Below are 16,528 nucleotides of genomic sequence, written 5' to 3'. Positions count from 1 at the left end.
TGAGCACCGTGGCACGACCGCGCACCGGCCATCGCTCCCCGTCCTCCCCGGCCGTCGCGGCCGGCGTCGCCCACCCGGCCCGACGCGCCCGCGCCCTCATGCTGGGGGTCCTCATCGTCCTCAGCCTCTTCGCCGCCCAGCTGGTGCGGCTGCAGGGGCTGGACGCGGCGAGCGTCTCCGCGGCGGCCCTGGGGGAGCGGCTGCAGTCCCGGACGATCCCCGCCGCCCGCGGGAGCATCACCGACGTCCACGGCGACGCCCTCGCCGTCAGCGTCGAGCGGCGGCGCATCGTGGCCGACCCGACCCTCGTCGTGGACTACCAACGCACGGAGAAGGCGGCGGACGGCTCCCGCCAGGTCGTCGGGACCGGGTATGCCGCGGCGGCCCAGGTCGTGTCCGAGATCACCGGCGCCGACCAGGCCGACGTGCTCCGCCGGCTGGTCGACCCGCTGGGCGAGCAGTACGCCGTCCTCGTCCCCGACGCGTCCCCTCAGGAGTGGCAGGAGATCAAGGCCGCCAACGTCCGCGGGGTGACCAGCGAGGAGCTCATGCGCCGCGAGTACCCCCTGGGAGAGGCCGCCGCGCCGCTCCTGGGCTGGATCGGCTCCGGGGAGATGGCCGCCGGCGGGATCGAGCTGGTCAGGGACGAGGAGCTGACCGGCGAGCCGGGGGAGGCGCTCTACGAGATCGGCCAGGACGGCCAGCGGATCAGCACCGGTGTCTACGAGGAGGATCCGGCCCAGCCCGGCCAGGACCTGCGCCTCACCATCGACGCCGACCTGCAGTGGCGTGCCTACGACGCCGTGCGCACGCGGGTGAAGGAGGCCGGGGCGCTCTCCGGCTACGCCGCGGTCATGGACGTCGAGACCGGCCAGCTGCGCGCCCTGACGAGCTACCCGGGCTTCGACCCCTCGCAGAGCACCCAGGACGCCGCGGACATGCGCAACGCCGCCGTGGAGGACGTCTACGAGCCGGGGTCGACCTCCAAGCTCATCACGGCCGCCGCCGCCCTCGAGGAGGGCATCGTCGAGCCGGACACCCCGATCGAGGTGCCGGTGACCATGAGTCGTGGCGGGACCCGCTTCAAGGACGCCGAGCCGCACCCGATCGAGTACCTCACCTTCGGGGGCGTGCTGGCCAAGTCCTCGAACATGGGCACGATCCTCTACGGCGAGAAGCTCAGCGACCAGCAGATCTACGACTGGATGCGCCGCTTCGGCATCGGTGACCGGACCGGCCTGGGCCTGCCCGGGGAGTCTGCCGGCCTGGTGCCCGAGCCCTCGACGTGGAGCGCGACGACGCGCTACACCTTCATGTTCGGCCAGGGGCTCTCCGGCACGCTGCTGCAGCAGATGGGGGTCTTCCAGACCATCGCGAACGACGGCCTCAGGGTGCACCCGAGCATCATCGCCGGCACGGTGGACGAGGACGGGCGCTACACCGCGGAGGAGCCGGTGGCTGCGGAGGAGGACCAGCGCGTCGTCAGCGAAGAGACGGCACAGAGCCTCACCGAGATCATGCAGCAGGTCCCGTCCACCGGGGGCACCGCCCCGCTCGCGGCGGTCCCCGGCTACCACGTCGCCGGCAAGACCAGCACGGCGTCCCGGATCGACCCGGAGACCGGTCGCTACGACGGCAGCGTGACCTCCTCCTTCATGGGGTTCGCGCCGGCCGACGACCCGAAATACGTCGTGGCCGTGGTCATCCAGCGGCCCACCCGGATCAGCGAGTTCGGCGGGGTCGTCGCGGGACCGGTCTTCGCCGACCTCATGCGCTACGCGCTGCAGCAGGAGGGCATCGCCCCGGCGAGCACCCCGCCCGCGGAGTTCGAGATCGAGTTCGACCCCGAGGAGCCGGTGCCCGGCCAGAAGGGTGTCACACTGGGAGACCTCGCCATCAAGGACGAAAGGACCGATGGGTGATCCCCCTGAGCCTCGGTGAGGTCGCTCGCCTGACCGGTGGCCGGGTGCACCCGGGTTCCCCCGAGAACGCCTCCGTCCGCATCACCGGCCCGGTGGTCACCGACTCCCGCGAGGCGCTCCCCGGCGGCCTCTACGTCGCCCGGCGCGGGGAGAGCGCCGACGGGCACGACTTCGTCGCCGCAGCCGCGGAGCGCGGAGCGGCCGCCGCCCTCACCAACCGCCCCGTCGAGGGCCTGCCGTGCGTGGTCGTGGAGGAGGACCCGGCGCGCCTCTCGGACCGCCCGGACCGGCCTCCCTACGACGCCGTCACCCGGGCCTTCGCCGCCCTCGCCCGTGAGGTGCACGACCGCTGCGCCGCGCACGGCGGGCTGCGGACGGTGGCCATCACCGGCTCCTCCGGCAAGACCTCCACCAAGGACCTCATGGCCCAGGTGCTGCCGCGGCTCGGGCCCACGCTGGCCCCCGAGGCGTCCTACAACTCCGAGGTGGGGCTGCCGCTCACCGTCTGCCGGCTCACCGAGGACACGGCCTACCTCGTGGCCGAGATGGGCGCCTCGGGCGCCGGGCACATCGCCCACCTGACGCAGGCCGCCCCGCCGCTGGTCTCGGTGGTCCTCAACGTCGGCAGCGCCCACCTCGGCGAGTTCGGCTCGCGCGAGGCCATCGGGCGGGCCAAGTCCGAGATCGTGGCCGCCCTGCCCGAGGACGGCCTGGCGGTGCTCAACGCCGACGACGACGTCGTCAGCGCTATGGCGGACGTCGCGGCGCGGGCCGGGGCGCGCACCGTGCTCGTCGGGCTCGCCCCGCACGCCGAGGTCCGCGCCGAGCAGGTCACCCTGGACGCCCTCGGGCGCCCCTCGTTCGTGCTCACCGCCCCCGGCGGGGTGGCCGAGCCGGTGACGCTGCAGCTCACGGGGGAGCACCAGGTGGGCAACGCCCTCGCCGTCGCCGCGGTCGCCGCCGAGTGGGGTATGCCGTGGCGCGAGGTCGCGGCCGCGCTGGGCGCCGCCACCGCGCGGTCCCGGTGGCGCATGGAGGTCACCGAGCGCCCCGACGGCGTCACCGTCGTCAACGACGCCTACAACGCCAACCCCGAGTCGATGCGGGCCGCGCTGCGCGCCCTGGCGGCGATGCGCCGCGGCGAGGGCCGCACCGTGGCCGCCGTCGGCGGCATGCTGGAGCTCGGCGCCGACAGCGACCTCGAGCACGAGCGAGTCGGCGCGCTCGCGGCCGACCTCGGGGTCGACGAGCTGGTCGTCGTGGGACCGGTCGCCGGGCCGGCGGCGACGGCATACCTCGCCGCCGGGGGAAGCAGCGCGAGGACCCTGGCGGACCGGCACGAGGCGCTGACGCACCTGCGCGGGACGCTGCGTCCCGGTGACGTCGTGCTGCTCAAGAGCAGCCGCGACTCCGGGCTGCGCCTGCTCGGCGACGAGCTGGTGGGCGGCTGATGGTCAACGTCCTGCTCGCCGGCGCGGTCGCCATGGTCTTCTCCCTCTTCGGCACCCCGCTGTTCATCCGCTTCCTCGTGCGCCGCGGCTACGGCCAGTTCATCCGCGACGACGGCCCCACCTCCCACCACACCAAGCGCGGGACGCCCACCATGGGCGGTGCGGTCATCATCGGCGCCACCCTGGCCGGCTACGTCGTCTCCCACCTGCTCCTCATCCTGCTCGACGTCACCGGCATCCTCGAGGTCACCCACTCGCGGTTCAGCCTCAGCGCCGTCCTCGTCCTCTTCCTCATCACCGGCCTGGGTTTCATCGGCTTCCTGGACGACTACACCAAGATCTCCAAGCAGCGCAGCCTCGGCCTCACCTCGGCGGAGAAGCTCACCGGCCAGACCGTGGTCGCCATCGTGTTCGCGCTGGCCGCGCTGCTGCTCGAGGGCGACAGCACCCGGGCCCCGGCGTCCACCGCCGTCTCCTTCGTCCGGGACACCTCGGTCGACCTGGCCTTCGCCGGCCCCGTCCTCGGGGTGATCCTCTTCATCCTGTGGGCCAACGTCCTCATCGCGGGCGCGTCCAACGGAGTCAACCTCACCGACGGGCTGGACGGGCTGGCGACGGGTGCCTCGGTCATGGTGTTCGCCGCCTACTCGGTCATCGGCATCTGGCAGTACAACCAGAACTGCCAGCTGGCCCCGGGGCCCAACTGCTACGACGTCCGGGACGCGCTCGACCTCGCCGTGGTCGCCTGCTCGGTCGCCGGTGCCTGCTTCGGCTTCCTGTGGTGGAACGCCTCGCCCGCCAAGATCTTCATGGGCGACACCGGCTCGCTCGCCCTGGGCGGCGGGCTCGCCGGGCTGGCCATCACCACGCGCACGGAGCTGCTGCTGGCGGTGCTCGGCGGGCTGTTCGTCATGATCACCCTCTCGGTCATCATCCAGGTGGCCAGCTTCAAGCTCACCCGCAAGCGGGTCTTCCGGATGGCGCCGCTGCAGCACCACTTCGAGCTGCTCGGCTGGGCCGAGGTGACCATCGTCATCCGCTTCTGGATCATCGCCGGCATCTGCGTCGCGGTGGGCCTGGGGCTCTTCTACGGCGAGTGGGTGGCGAACCTGTGAGCGCCGACCTCAGCGAGCTCACCCACCGGGACGCGGACTGGAGCGGGCTGCGCGCCCTCGTGACCGGCCTCGGCGTCACCGGCTTCGCCGCGGCGGACGCGCTGCTGCAGCACGGCGCCCGGGTGACGGTGCTCGACACCGGCAACGCCACCGAGAAGCAGGACACGCAGGCGGGGATCCTCGGCATCCTCGGGGCCGACGTGCGCCGCGGTCCGGAGCACGTGACCGGCTGGCCGCAGGACGGCCCGGACGCCCAGGAGGGGGGTGGGGCGCCGCTGCAGGTCGACGTGGTGGTCACCTCCCCGGGGTGGCCCCCCCACCACCCGGTCCTGGCGGCGGCGCTGGAGCGCGGCATACCCGTCTGGAGCGAGATCGAGCTGGCCTGGCGCCTGCGCCCGCGGGTGGGCGCCGCGCCCTGGCTCGTGGTGACCGGCACCAACGGCAAGACGTCCACCGTCCAGCTGCTCACCTCGATGCTGCAGGCGGCCGGTCTGCGGGCCATCGCCACCGGCAACGTCGGCACCCCGGTACTCGACGCGGTCCAGCACCCGGACCCCTACGACATCGTGGCCGTCGAGCTGTCCAGCTTCCAGCTGCACTTCACCCACAGCATGAGCCCGCTCGCCTCCTGCGTGCTCAACCTCGCGCCCGACCACGTCGACTGGCACGGGTCGCTGGAGGCGTATGCCGCGGACAAGGCGCGGATCTACGAGCGCACCCAGGTGGCGTGCGTCTACAACGTCCAGGACCCGCAGACCGAGGCGATGGTGGAGCAGGCCGAGGTCGTGGACGGGTGCCGGGCCATCGGCTTCACCCTCGGCACACCGGGGCTGTCGATGCTGGGGCTCGTCGACGACGTCCTCGCCGACCGTGCCTTCGTCGAGGAGCGGCGCACCTCGGCCGCCGAGCTCGGGACCCTGGCCGACCTGGCCCGGGCCTCCGGCGGCGACGGCTCGGCCGCGCCCCCGCCGCACCTCGTCGCCAACGCCCTCGCGGCCGCCGCCCTGGCGCGGGCGGCCGGCATCACGCCGGCCGCGGTCCGCGACGGCATGCGCGGGTTCCGCTCGGACGCCCACCGGATGAGCGTCGTCGCCGAGCACGAGGGGCTGACCTGGGTCGACGACTCCAAGGCCACCAACCCGCACGCCGCCCTCGCCGCGCTGCGCTCCTACCCCCACCTCGTCTGGGTGGCCGGCGGCCAGCTCAAGGGTGCCGAGGTCGAGGAGCTGGTGGCCGAGGTCGCCCCCCGGCTGCGGGCGGTGGTGCTGCTCGGGAGCGACCGGGGGCTGATCGCGCAGGCGCTGACCCGACACGCGCCCGAGGTCCCGGTCCACGACGCCGGTGTCACCGACCATGGGGACATGGCTGCGCTGGACCGGGTGATGGACGACGTCGTGGCCCGGTGCGCCGCGCTCGCGCGCCCGGGCGACGTGGTCCTGCTCTCGCCCGCCGCGGCCTCGCTCGACATGTTCCCCAGCTACGGCAGCCGCGGCGACACCTTCGCCGCCGCCGTCCGCCGTCACCTGGGAGGGCAGGCGTCGTGACGACGACCCTGGACCGACCCCGCGGCTCGTCCTCCCGCGGGGGGAGCGAGGAGACCGGCTGGAGCCTGCAGTCGGTGGGTGAGTGGCTGCGCTCGCCGGTCGCGCCCTACTACCTCGCCCTGGTGTCCGCCTCCATGCTCACCGGGCTGGGCCTGGTCATGGTGCTCTCGGCCTCCAGCGTCGGGTCCTACCGCGAGAGCGGCAGCTCCTACACCGTCTTCCTCAACCAGCTGGTCTTCGGCTCGGTCGGCATCGTGCTCGCCGTCATCGGCTCGCGGCTCCCGGTGGGCCTGTGGAAGAGGCTGGCCTGGCCCGGGGTCTTCCTCGCCCTGGCGCTGCAGGTCGCGGTCTTCACCCCCCTGGGCATGGACTTCCAGGGCAACCGCAACTGGATCTCCTTCGGCGGGTTCTCGCTGCAGCCCTCGGAGTTCGGCAAGGTCGCCCTCGTCGTCTTCGGTGCCGCCGTGCTCGCCGCCAAGCGGCGGGTCATCCACAAGCCCGTGCACGCCGCGGTCCCGCTCGTCTTCCCCTTCGGCATGCTGCTGGTCGGCCTGGTGCTGCAGGGTCACGACCTCGGCACGGGCATGATCATGCTCGCCATCATCGTGGGCCTGCTCTGGGCGGCCGGGCTGCCGGCGCGGTGGTTCGTCGGTCTCGGCGCCGTGGCCTCGGTCGGCGTGGCGTTCCTCGCCGCGGGCAGCGCCAACCGGATGCAGCGCATCCAGACGTGGATCGGGGGCATCTGCGACAGCCCGCACGTCGACGGCTGCTACCAGAAGGTCCACGCGGAGTACGCCCTCGCCGACGGCGGCTGGTGGGGTCTGGGGCTGGGGGAGTCCCGGGAGAAGTGGGGCATCCTGCCCGAGCCGCACAACGACTTCATCCTGGCCATCATCGGGGAGGAGCTCGGGCTGCCGGGGAGCCTCACGGTCCTGGCGCTCTTCGCCGTGCTGGCCTACTCCTGCTTCCGGGTCGTCACCCAGGCCGAGGACGGCTTCACCCGCCTGGCGGCCGCCGGGATCATGGTGTGGTTCCTCAGCCAGGCGCTCATCAACATCGGCTCGGTCATCGGGATGCTGCCCATCATCGGGGTGCCGCTGCCCCTGGTCTCCAGCGGTGGGTCCGCGCTCATCGCCGCGCTCATCGGCATCGGCCTGCTCCTCTCGCTCGCCCGCTCCCTCCCGGGGGCCGACGAGGCGCTGCGCGGACGCACCGGGACGCTGCGGCGCACCCTGGCGGCCGTCCCCGGTGCGGCCGGCTCGCGGCGCCGGCCGGCCACCCCCGCCCGCCGGAGCACCCGGGGCCGGGGCCGGGGCGGGAAGCGGTGAACGCGCCGGACCGCAGCAGGGTGCGCGTCGTGCTGGCCGGTGGGGGGACCGCAGGGCACGTCATCCCGCTGCTCGCGACCGCTGAGGCGCTGCGTCGTCGGGTGCCGGGCGCGGACATCCGGGTGCTGGGCACCGCCGAGGGGCTGGAGGCACGCCTGGTGCCCGAGCGCGGCTACCCGCTCGTCGTCGTGCCCAAGGTCCCCTTCCCCCGGCGGCCCGACACCCGCGCGCTGCGCTTCCCCGGGGCCCTGCGCCGGGCGATCGCGACGGCGGCTCGGGCGATCCGCGACGGCGACGCCCAGGTCGTGGTGGGGTTCGGCGGCTACGTCGCCACCCCGGCCTACCTCGCCGCCCGCCGGGCCGGGGTCCCGATCGTCATCCACGAGCAGAACGCCCGGCCCGGGCTGGCCAACCGGCTCGGGGCCCGCTTCACCGCGCGGGTGGCCACGACCTTCGCCTCCACCGAGCTCCCGCACGCGACCCGGGTGGGGCTGCCGCTGCGCGAGGAGATCCGGACCCTGGACCGGGAGGCCCTGGCCGGCGCGGCGCGTGCCGAGTTCGGTCTGGACGCGGACCGTCCCACGCTGCTGGTCTTCGGCGGTTCCCTCGGGGCGCAGCGGCTCAACGAGGCGGTGGCCGGCGCCGGCGCCGAGCTGCTGGCCGCGGGGGTCCAGGTGCTGCACCTCACCGGCGCGGGCAAGGAGGTGCCGGTGCCCGGTCCGGACCCCCGGACCGGCGCCCGCTACCTCGCCCTGCCCTACACCGACCGGATGGACCTCGCCTACGCCGTCGCCGACCTCGCCCTCTGCCGGGCCGGTGCGGGGACGGTCTGCGAGCTGGCCGCGGTCGGGCTCCCGGCCGTCTACGTCCCGCTGCCCATCGGCAACGGCGAGCAGCGCCTCAACGCCCGTGAGGTCGTCGAGGCCGGTGGCGGGCTGCTCGTCGAGGACGCCCAGGTCGACGCGGGCTGGGTGCGCGGCGTGGTGCTCCCGCTGCTGCAGGACGGCCCACGGCTGCAGGTCATGGCCGCCGCGGCGGCCGAGCACGGGGACCGGGACGCCGCCGACCGGCTGGTCGACCTCGTCCTCGAGGCGGCGGGTGGTCAGCGGTGAGCGGGGCGCGCTTCGACTTCACCGCACCCGTCCCGAGAGCCGAGGAGCTCGGGCCGGTGCACGTCATCGCCCTCGGCGGGTCCGGCGTCTCCGGGGTGGCCCGGCTCTTCCTCTCCCGCGGGGTGCCGGTGTCCGGCTCGGACCAGCGCGACAGCCCGACGCTGCGCTCGCTGGAGCAGGCCGGGGCCCGGGTCCACGTCGGCCACGACCCGGCGCACCTGGGTGACGCCCGCACGGTGATCGTCTCGGGGGCGGTCCGCGAGGACAACCCCGAGCTGGCCGCCGCCCGCGCGGCCGGGCTGACCGTCCTGCATCGCGCCCAGGGCATCGCCGCCTTCCTGCACGGGCGGTCGGCGGTGGCCGTCGCCGGGGCCAACGGCAAGACCACGACGAGCGCGCTGACCACGGCGGCCCTCCAGGCGGCGGGGGCGGACCCGGGATACGTCCTGGGCGCACCGCTGGCCAGCACCGGCGTGAGTGCCGCCCCCGGGGCGCCGGACGCCCCGGTCGTCGTCGAGGCGGACGAGAGCGACGGCAGCTTCCTCACCTACCGACCCCAGGTCGCGGTGGTGACCAACGTCCAGCCCGACCACCTCGACCACTACGGCGACGCGGCCGCCGTCGAGGCGGCATACCGGGACTTCGTCGACACCGTCCCCCGCGACGGCCTGCTCGTCACCACGCTCGACGACCCGGGCGCCGCGCGGCTGGCCGCGTACGCCCGGGCGTCCGGGCTCCGGGTCGTGACGTGGGGCACCGATGGCGCGGACGTGCTCGTGGACGACCTGCGCTCGGAGGGCACGACCGCCTCGGGCACCGTCGTGGTCGGTCCCGACGTGCCCGGGCTCGAGGAGGGCACGACGGTGCGGCTGCGCCTGCCGGCGCCCGGGGAGCACACCGTGCACAACGCGGTCGCGGCGCTCCTGGCGGCCACCGCCGGCCTGGGCCTGCCGCTGGGCGCGGCCGTGGACGGGCTGGAGCGCTTTGCGGGGGTCCACCGGCGCTTCGAACCGGTCGGCGCGGTGGACGGGGTCGAGGTCGTCGACGACTACGCGCACAACGCCCCCAAGGTCGCGGCGCTCGTGCGGGCCGCCCGCAGCGCGGCGGCCGGGCGTCGCCTGGTCGTCGCCTTCCAGCCGCACCTGTTCTCCCGGACGCGCGACTTCGCGCCGGGCTTCGTCGAGGGGCTCGCCGGGGCCGATGTCGTGGTCCTGCTGCCGGTGTATGCCGCGCGCGAGCGTCAGGAGGACCACCCCGGGGTGACCTCCGGCCTGCTCGCGAGCGGCCTGCGCGCGCACGCCGCGGCACCCCGCGTCCTCGAGGTGGGGTCGGTCCGGGGGGCCGCCCCCGCGCTCGCCGAGGTGGTCGCCGACGGCGTCGAGTCGTTGGTCGTGACCGTCGGGGCCGGCGACGTCACCGGTGTCGGCGCCGAGCTGCTGGACCTGCTGGAGCGTGAGCGCCGGAGCGGCGTCGCCGCGCCACGGACGGTCGAGGAGGGAGCACCGTGAGCCCGCGCTGGCCACGCCGGCGGCGGGCCGCCCGCCGGGGCGCCGCCCGGGCGCGCCGCGTCGGTCTCGGTCGGCGGACCCTGGTGCTGTGGGGCGGTGGGGTCCTGGCGGCCGCCGCCGCGATGGTCTTCCTCTTCTACTTCTCGGTCGCCTTCGTCGTCGAGGACGTGCAGGTGGAGGGTGGCCGGGAGGACGTGGCGGCCAGCGCCCTGGAGAAGGCGCAGATCCCGCAGGGCCGGCCCCTGGCACGGGTGTCGGAGGGGCGGGTCAGCGAGCGGGTGCTCGCCGACCCCCGCATCGCCTCGGTGGAGGTCGAGCGCGACTGGCCCTCCTCGATCACCCTCGTGGTGACCGAGCGCGACCCTGCGCTGGCGCTGCGCGGGGCCGGGACCACCTGGCTCGCCGACGCCTCTGGGGTGCTCTACGAGCAGGTGGACACGCCGAGCAAGAAGCTCCCGCTCATCGCGCTGCGCACCGACCCGACCGAGCTGGACCGGCGGACCGTGACCGGGCTGGCCGAGCTGTGGCGCACGCGACCGGACCCGGACACCCTCGAGGGCGAGCTGGGCGCGCCCTCGGTGGCCCGGGACGGCTCGGTCGAGATGGACCTGGGTCAGCTCACGCTGCTGTGGGGCGCCCCGACGGACAACGAGAAGAAGTGGCACGTCGTCACCGCCCTGGTGGGGCAGGAGACCATCGACCCGCAGGGTGCGCTGGCCATGACGATCGACGTGCGGGTCCCCGGCACGCCGGTGGTCACCGGGCTTCCCGAGGCCACGGGCTGATCGACCCTCGACCTTCGACCTGAGGTCGAGGTTCATGCTGGGGGACCGGCCCTCCTCGCCCGCGTATGCTCGCGGCACGCACCGCAATCGATGCATCGCACCCGCACCCGTTCCGAAAGGTCCATCGTGTCCGCAGCGCAGAACTACCTGGCCGTCATCAAGGTCGTCGGCATCGGCGGAGGTGGCGTCAACGCCATCAACCGGATGATCGAGGTCGGCCTCAAGGGTGTCGAGTTCATCGCCATCAACACCGACGCCCAGGCCCTGCTCATGAGCGACGCGGACGTCAAGCTCGACGTGGGCCGGGAGCTCACCCGGGGGCTCGGCGCCGGCGCCGACCCGGAGGTGGGGCGCCGCGCGGCGGAGGACCACACCGAGGAGATCGAGGAGGCCCTGCGCGGGGCCGACATGGTCTTCGTCACCGCCGGGGAGGGCGGTGGCACGGGCACCGGGGGTGCTCCCGTGGTCGCCAAGATCGCCAAGAGCCTGGGGGCCCTGACCATCGGTGTGGTGACCCGGCCGTTCACCTTCGAGGGCCGGCGCCGGGCCAACCAGGCCGAGTCCGGCATCGCCACGCTGCGCGACGAGGTCGACACCCTCATCGTCATCCCCAACGACCGGCTGCTGTCGATCTCGGACCGCACGGTGTCCATGCTCGACGCGTTCCGCAGCGCCGACCAGGTGCTGCTCTCGGGTGTCCAGGGCATCACCGACCTCATCACCACGCCGGGCCTCATCAACCTGGACTTCGCCGACGTGAAGTCGGTCATGCAGGGGGCGGGGTCCGCCCTCATGGGCATCGGCTCGGCCCGGGGCGAGGACCGCGCGGTGCAGGCGGCGGAGCTGGCGATCTCCTCCCCGTTGCTGGAGGCCAGCATCGAGGGCGCCCACGGTGTCCTGCTGTCGGTCCAGGGCGGCTCGGACCTGGGGCTGTTCGAGATCAACGAGGCGGCCCGCCTGGTGCAGGAGGCCGCCCACCCGGAGGCCAACATCATCTTCGGTGCGGTCATCGACGACTCCCTGGGCGACGAGGTGCGGGTCACGGTCATCGCGGCCGGCTTCGACGGCGGCGCCCCGCAGGCGCGGGGCGAGAACAACGACCGCGCCCTCGGCCAGGTCCACGCCGGCGGCGCGAACCGCCAGCAGGCCCCCCAGGGTCAGCAGCGCCCCTCCGGAGGCCAGCAGCAGCCGCAGCAGCAGCGTCCGACGCCGGACCAGGGCGGGCAGCGCCCCGCCGGGCAGGGTGCCCCCGGGGGGGCCGGCGCCGCGACCCAGGGCGGCGGTCAGTCCGGCCAGGGCGTGCCGCAGGTGGAGGCGGAGCGTGACGGCGACGACGTCGCGCAGCCGGCCCAGCGTCCCGTGCAGCAGCCCCCGCGCCAGGTGACCTTCGAGGACTCCGACGACCTCGACGTGCCGGACTTCCTGAAGTGAGCTGACGGGACCACCCGTGGTGGGGGCACGCCCCCTGCTGCCCCGGGGGCGCCCGATACCCTGCTGAGCGTGTTCACCTGGCGAGAGCGGCTCGAGCCGACCGGCGACGGATACGGGGTGGAGTGGGCCGTCACCGACCGGCACGGCGGTGCCAGCCAGGACGCCTACGCCTCCTTCAACCTCGGCGGTCACGTCGGTGACCTGCCGGAGGCGGTGGAGACGAACCGCCACCGGCTGGCCCACGAGCTGGGCCTGCGCGGAGCCGACCTGCGCCTCATGGACCAGCAGCACGGGCGCTGCGTGGCCCTCACCCCGTCCACCCGGGCGGGATCCCCGGGTGGCGCACCGCCGCCACCCGGGACGGACCGGGTCGACCCGGCGCCCGCCGCGGACGCCCTCGTCACGGACAGCACCGACGAGGCGCTCGTGGTCCTCGTGGCCGACTGCGTGCCCCTCCTGCTCGTCGACCGCACCGAGGGTCTCGCCGCCGCGGTCCACGCCGGCCGTCCGGGGCTGCTCGCCGGGGTCGTCCCGGCGGCGCTGCAGGTGCTGGGCGACCTGGGCGCACGCCGGCTCGAGGCGGTGGTGGGCCCCTCGGTGTGCCCGCGCTGCTACGAGGTGCCCCGGGGGCTGCGCGACGAGGCGGCCGCGCTCACCCCGGCCGCCGCCGCCGTCTCCTGGACCGGCACCCCCGCGATCGACGTCGCCTCGGGGGTGGTGCAGCAGCTCGCCGACAGCGAGCTCGAGGTGACCCTCCGGTGGCTGCCCGGCTGCACCCGGGAGCGGTCCGACCTCTACTCCTACCGTCGGGACGGCGTCACCGGTCGTTTCGCCGGGGTCGTGCGGCTGCTGCCGCCGGAGCGGGTGGCTTGAGCATGAGCAGCCTCCGAGCGGCCGAGCTCGCCTCCGGGCTCGACGCTGTCCGCGGTCGCGTCGACGCCGCCTGCGCGGCCGCCGGCCGGGAGGCGCAGCGTCCGACCCTGGTCGTCGTGACCAAGTTCTTCCCCGGCAGCGACGTGGAGCTGCTGGCCGGGATGGGCGTCACCGACATCGGCGAGAGCCGTGACCCGGAGGCGGGGGACAAGGTCGCCGAGCTGCCCGGGCAGCTGCGCGCTGACGTGCGGGTCCACTTCGTCGGCCAGCTCCAGACCAACAAGGCGCGGCGTGTGGCCCGCTATGCCGACGTCGTCCAGTCGGTCGACCGGGCGCGGCTGGTCCGTGCCCTCGAGCGGGGCCGGGCGGAGGCCGTCGACGACGGTGACCAGGAGGACCCGCTGCAGGTGCTCCTCCAGGTGGACCTCGGGGAGGGCGAGCAGGCGGGCCGCGGCGGGGCGGCGCCGGACGAGGTGTCCTCGCTGGCCGAGGACGTGGCAGACGCGCGGTGGCTGGAGCTGCGGGGGGTCATGGCGATCGCGCCCCTCGGCCTCGCCCCGGACGACACCCGGCGCGCCTTCGACCGGCTCGTCGGGCTGGGGGAGCAGCTGCGGCACACCCACCCCGGCGCCACCTGGGTGTCCGCGGGCATGAGCGGAGACCTCGAGCTCGCCGTCGCGGCCGGTGCGACACACCTGCGTGTCGGGAGCGCAATCCTCGGTTCGCGACCACCCCAGCGGTAGCGTCGTGCACGACCGATCCACCCACGGGAGCTACGACCCGACACGCACCTAGGAGCTCGCACACATGGCCGGGGCACTGCGCAAGACCATGGAGTACCTCGGACTCGCCGAGTCCGACGAGCGCTTCGACGACTACGACACCTACGCCGACGAGGCGCCCGACCAGCGCTCCACCGGTGCCAGCGTGCGACAGCTGCGGGAGGACGACCACGGGACCGGTCAGCACGCCACGGTCGCGACGCTGCCGTCCAGCACTCCTGTCTCCCAGGTCGTCCGCGAGCCGGAGGTCGGCGAGTTGAACCGCATCACCACGATCCACCCGCGCACCTACAACGAGGCCAAGACGATCGGCGAGGCCTTCCGGGGCGGGGTGCCGGTCATCATGAACCTGTCCGACATGGACGACTCGGACGCCAAGCGGCTCGTCGACTTCGCCGCCGGCCTGGCCTTCGGCCTGCACGGGTCCATCGAGCGCGTGACGAGCAAGGTGTTCCTGCTCAGCCCGTCCTTCGTCGAGGTCGACGGGGGCGCGACCGCCGAGCAGACGCGCGGCGCGGCAGGGCCCTTCAACCAGAGCTGACGTCCGACCGTGCCGGTGTCGGCCCGCAGCAGCCGACGCCCAGGTCGCCCGCGTAGGCTGGCTCCATGATCGGCCAGATCCTCGCGCTCGTGCTCAACCTGTACTTCTTCGTGCTCATCGCCCGCCTGGTGTTCGACTGGGTGCAGGTCTTCGCCCGGGAGTGGAGGCCCAAGGGCCCCGTCCTCGTCCTGGCCAACGGGGTCTACAGCCTGACCGACCCGCCCCTGCGGGCGCTGCGGCGGGTCATCCCGCCCCTGCGCCTCGGCGGCGTGGCCCTGGACCTCGGCTTCCTCGTGCTCATCATCGCGGTCGGCGTCGGCCGCTCCCTGGCCCTCTCGCTGCCCTTCTGACCTGGGGCGTTCCTCTGCGGCGCGGCCGGGGAGCAGCCTGACGACCCGGTGACCGGGGCCGGTCGGTGCGTTACAGTGCTCGCTGCAGTGCATGCCCGCACGCCATCGCCGCTGCCGTGACGCGGTGCCAGGGTGATGGCCCCTTGGACCAAGAGGTGAACCATGGCTCTGTCCCCCGAGGACGTCATCAAGAAGAGCTTCAGCGCCACGCACCTGCGGCGCGGCTACGACGAGACCCAGGTCGACGACTTCCTCGACGAGGTCGTCGTCGAGCTGCGTCGGCTCGTGTCGGAGAACGACGGACTGCGCACCGATCTGGAGGACTGCCGCGCCAGCAGGGGCGTCGCCGGCGGGGCCGGTGGGACGGCGCGCCCCGCCCGGACGGGCGACAGCCCCGAGGACGGGGCCGACGCGCAGGAGCTGGACGCCCTGCGTCGCCAGCTGGCCGAGTGCCAGGAGGCGCGGGCGGCGGCCGAGCGACGGGCCCAGGAGGCCGAGGAGCGGGCCGGCGCCGCCGAGCGTGACCGTGACGACGCCCGCTCGTCCCTGGAGGCAGCCGCCACCGGCGGCGCCGCGGCGGCCGGCCCGGGCGGCGACGGCGAGGACCCGAGCTCCATCATCTCCCTGGCGCAGCGGCTGCACGACCAGCACGTCGCCGAGGGGGAGAGCACCCGCGCGAGGCTCATCGACGAGGGCGACACCTACCGGACCAGGGTGGTCGCCGAGGCCGACGAGCACAGCGCCGAGCTGCAGCGCACCGGCCAGGAGACCCACGACCGGCTGGTGGCCGAGGGTCAGGCCACCCACGACGAGCTGGTCCAGACGGGGCAGAGCCGCCACGACGAGCTCGTGCAGACCGGGCAGAGCCGCCACGACGAGCTCGTCAGCACCGGCGAGCAGACGCGTGACCGGCTGGTCGCCGAGGGCCAGGAGAGCCACGACCAGATGGTCAGCGAGGCCGAGCAGAAGCGCAGCACGGTGCTCGAGGACCTGCACGGCCAGGAGAGCGCGCTGTCCGCCACCATCGGTGGGCTGCAGTCGCAAGAACGCGACCTCCGCGAGCGGCTGCGGGCCTTCCTGGCCGACCAGATGGAGCGGTTGGACGGGTCCCGGCCCAGCTCCTGAGGCGGCGCACCGCCGAGCGCGACGACGCCCCGACCACGACCGGTCGGGGCGTCGTCGCGTCCCACCCCAGGATGATGTCGTTTCCCGTTGTCATCGCCAGGTTGCTGATCTATTCTCCCAGCACCATCGCTCGCCTGGCAGGGGGAGCGCAGCCCACGATCGAAGGACAGCCGTGGCGACGAGTGTGAAGAAGGGGGGTCCGAGCGGTGCGAGCCGTTCGGACCGTGGCACCAACGGGTCGGGAGCGCACCGGGCGCTGAGCGTGCGGGATGACGAGAGCCCGTGGACGGCCGCCGAGCTGGACGAGCTGCGCGGTGAGCTGGTGGCCGAGATCGACCGGTTGCGCAGGGAGGTCGAGGAGGCCGAGCACGACCTGCTGGACCGCGGTCGCTCCTTCGGGGACGGGGCCGGCGACGACCAGGCGGACGCGGGCGCCGCGACCTGGGAACGCGAGCACGAGCTGTCCGTCACCAACAACGCGCGGGACCTCATCGACCAGAACGCGCACGCGCTGGACCGGGTCGAGGCGGGCACCTACGGCGACTGCGAGTCCTGCGGGACCCCGATCGGCAAGATGAGGCTGCAGGCCTTCCCTCGTGCGACGCTATGCATGACATGCAAGCAGAAGCAGGAACGCCGCTGACCACTCGTCCCCCGAGAC

The 16,528-nt window shown here is 74.2% G+C and carries 15 protein-coding genes; all 15 read left to right on the top strand.

Features of this window, described 5'->3' with window-relative positions; translation table 11 throughout:
• Nucleotides 1-8 precede the first annotated feature (8 nt).
• The 15 genes from Q0967_RS00140 (at nt 9) to Q0967_RS00070 (ending at nt 16,510) form a co-directional block, all read left to right on the top strand.
• Nucleotides 9-1,922, top strand: coding sequence for a penicillin-binding protein 2 (locus Q0967_RS00140; protein ID WP_298748102.1), 1,914 nt, complete (start codon nt 9-11; stop codon nt 1,920-1,922).
• The gene (gene murF / locus Q0967_RS00135; protein ID WP_298748104.1) at nt 1,919-3,373 is read left to right on the top strand and encodes a UDP-N-acetylmuramoyl-tripeptide--D-alanyl-D-alanine ligase; all 1,455 of its coding nucleotides are present in this window, start codon (nt 1,919-1,921) and stop codon (nt 3,371-3,373) included. Before Q0967_RS00140 ends, murF begins: the two co-directional genes overlap by 4 nt.
• Entirely contained in the window at nt 3,373-4,488 is a 1,116-nt protein-coding gene (gene mraY, locus Q0967_RS00130; RefSeq protein ID WP_298748106.1) for a phospho-N-acetylmuramoyl-pentapeptide-transferase, read from the top strand. Before murF ends, mraY begins: the two co-directional genes overlap by 1 nt.
• Entirely contained in the window at nt 4,485-6,032 is a 1,548-nt protein-coding gene (gene murD / locus Q0967_RS00125) for a UDP-N-acetylmuramoyl-L-alanine--D-glutamate ligase (protein WP_298748108.1), read from the top strand. The genes mraY and murD overlap by 4 nt, the downstream gene beginning before the upstream one ends.
• On the top strand, nt 6,029-7,360 hold the full coding sequence (gene ftsW / locus Q0967_RS00120; RefSeq protein WP_298748110.1) for a putative lipid II flippase FtsW: 1,332 nt from the start codon (nt 6,029-6,031) through the stop codon (nt 7,358-7,360). Before murD ends, ftsW begins: the two co-directional genes overlap by 4 nt.
• Entirely contained in the window at nt 7,357-8,472 is a 1,116-nt protein-coding gene (murG, locus tag Q0967_RS00115) for an undecaprenyldiphospho-muramoylpentapeptide beta-N-acetylglucosaminyltransferase (protein ID WP_298748112.1), read from the top strand. Before ftsW ends, murG begins: the two co-directional genes overlap by 4 nt.
• The gene (gene murC / locus Q0967_RS00110; protein ID WP_298748114.1) at nt 8,469-9,980 is read left to right on the top strand and encodes a UDP-N-acetylmuramate--L-alanine ligase; all 1,512 of its coding nucleotides are present in this window, start codon (nt 8,469-8,471) and stop codon (nt 9,978-9,980) included. Before murG ends, murC begins: the two co-directional genes overlap by 4 nt.
• Nucleotides 9,977-10,765: a cell division protein FtsQ/DivIB gene (locus Q0967_RS00105; protein WP_298748116.1), complete on the top strand. Its 789-nt coding sequence runs from the start codon at nt 9,977-9,979 to the stop codon at nt 10,763-10,765. Before murC ends, Q0967_RS00105 begins: the two co-directional genes overlap by 4 nt.
• Nucleotides 10,766-10,891: 126 nt before the next feature.
• A complete protein-coding gene (ftsZ, locus tag Q0967_RS00100) occupies nt 10,892-12,196 on the top strand; it encodes a cell division protein FtsZ (RefSeq protein ID WP_298748118.1) in 1,305 nt (434 codons plus the stop codon).
• A gap of 69 nt (nt 12,197-12,265) precedes the next feature.
• Nucleotides 12,266-13,069, top strand: coding sequence for a polyphenol oxidase family protein (locus Q0967_RS00095; protein ID WP_298748120.1), 804 nt, complete (start codon nt 12,266-12,268; stop codon nt 13,067-13,069).
• A gap of 2 nt (nt 13,070-13,071) precedes the next feature.
• The gene (locus tag Q0967_RS00090; RefSeq protein WP_298748122.1) at nt 13,072-13,812 is read left to right on the top strand and encodes a YggS family pyridoxal phosphate-dependent enzyme; all 741 of its coding nucleotides are present in this window, start codon (nt 13,072-13,074) and stop codon (nt 13,810-13,812) included.
• Nucleotides 13,813-13,876: 64 nt separating this feature from the next.
• Nucleotides 13,877-14,392, top strand: a complete 516-nt coding sequence (locus tag Q0967_RS00085) for a cell division protein SepF (protein ID WP_298748124.1) — start codon at nt 13,877-13,879, stop codon at nt 14,390-14,392.
• 65 nt (nt 14,393-14,457) lie between these two features.
• The gene (locus tag Q0967_RS00080) at nt 14,458-14,742 is read left to right on the top strand and encodes a YggT family protein (RefSeq protein ID WP_298748126.1); all 285 of its coding nucleotides are present in this window, start codon (nt 14,458-14,460) and stop codon (nt 14,740-14,742) included.
• 162 nt (nt 14,743-14,904) lie between these two features.
• Nucleotides 14,905-15,867: a DivIVA domain-containing protein gene (locus Q0967_RS00075; RefSeq protein WP_298748129.1), complete on the top strand. Its 963-nt coding sequence runs from the start codon at nt 14,905-14,907 to the stop codon at nt 15,865-15,867.
• A gap of 262 nt (nt 15,868-16,129) precedes the next feature.
• A complete protein-coding gene (locus tag Q0967_RS00070) occupies nt 16,130-16,510 on the top strand; it encodes a TraR/DksA family transcriptional regulator (RefSeq protein ID WP_298748132.1) in 381 nt (126 codons plus the stop codon).
• Nucleotides 16,511-16,528 lie beyond the last annotated feature (18 nt).

The sequence above is a fragment of the uncultured Serinicoccus sp. genome (genome assembly GCF_947500995.1).
GTDB lineage: Bacteria > Actinomycetota > Actinomycetes > Actinomycetales > Dermatophilaceae > Ornithinicoccus.
This window is presented reverse-complemented; position numbering and strand designations above follow the sequence as displayed.

Excerpts from the sequence above, each read along its gene's own strand:
- mraY (WP_298748106.1), top strand. The coding sequence starts at position 3,373 with ATGGTCAACGTCCTGCTCGCCGGCGCGGTCGCCATGGTCTTCTCCCTC.
- Q0967_RS00090 (WP_298748122.1), top strand. The coding sequence starts at position 13,072 with ATGAGCAGCCTCCGAGCGGCCGAGCTCGCCTCCGGGCTCGACGCTGTC.
- Q0967_RS00085 (WP_298748124.1), top strand. The coding sequence starts at position 13,877 with ATGGCCGGGGCACTGCGCAAGACCATGGAGTACCTCGGACTCGCCGAG.
- Q0967_RS00080 (WP_298748126.1), top strand. The coding sequence starts at position 14,458 with ATGATCGGCCAGATCCTCGCGCTCGTGCTCAACCTGTACTTCTTCGTG.
- Q0967_RS00075 (WP_298748129.1), top strand. The coding sequence starts at position 14,905 with ATGGCTCTGTCCCCCGAGGACGTCATCAAGAAGAGCTTCAGCGCCACG.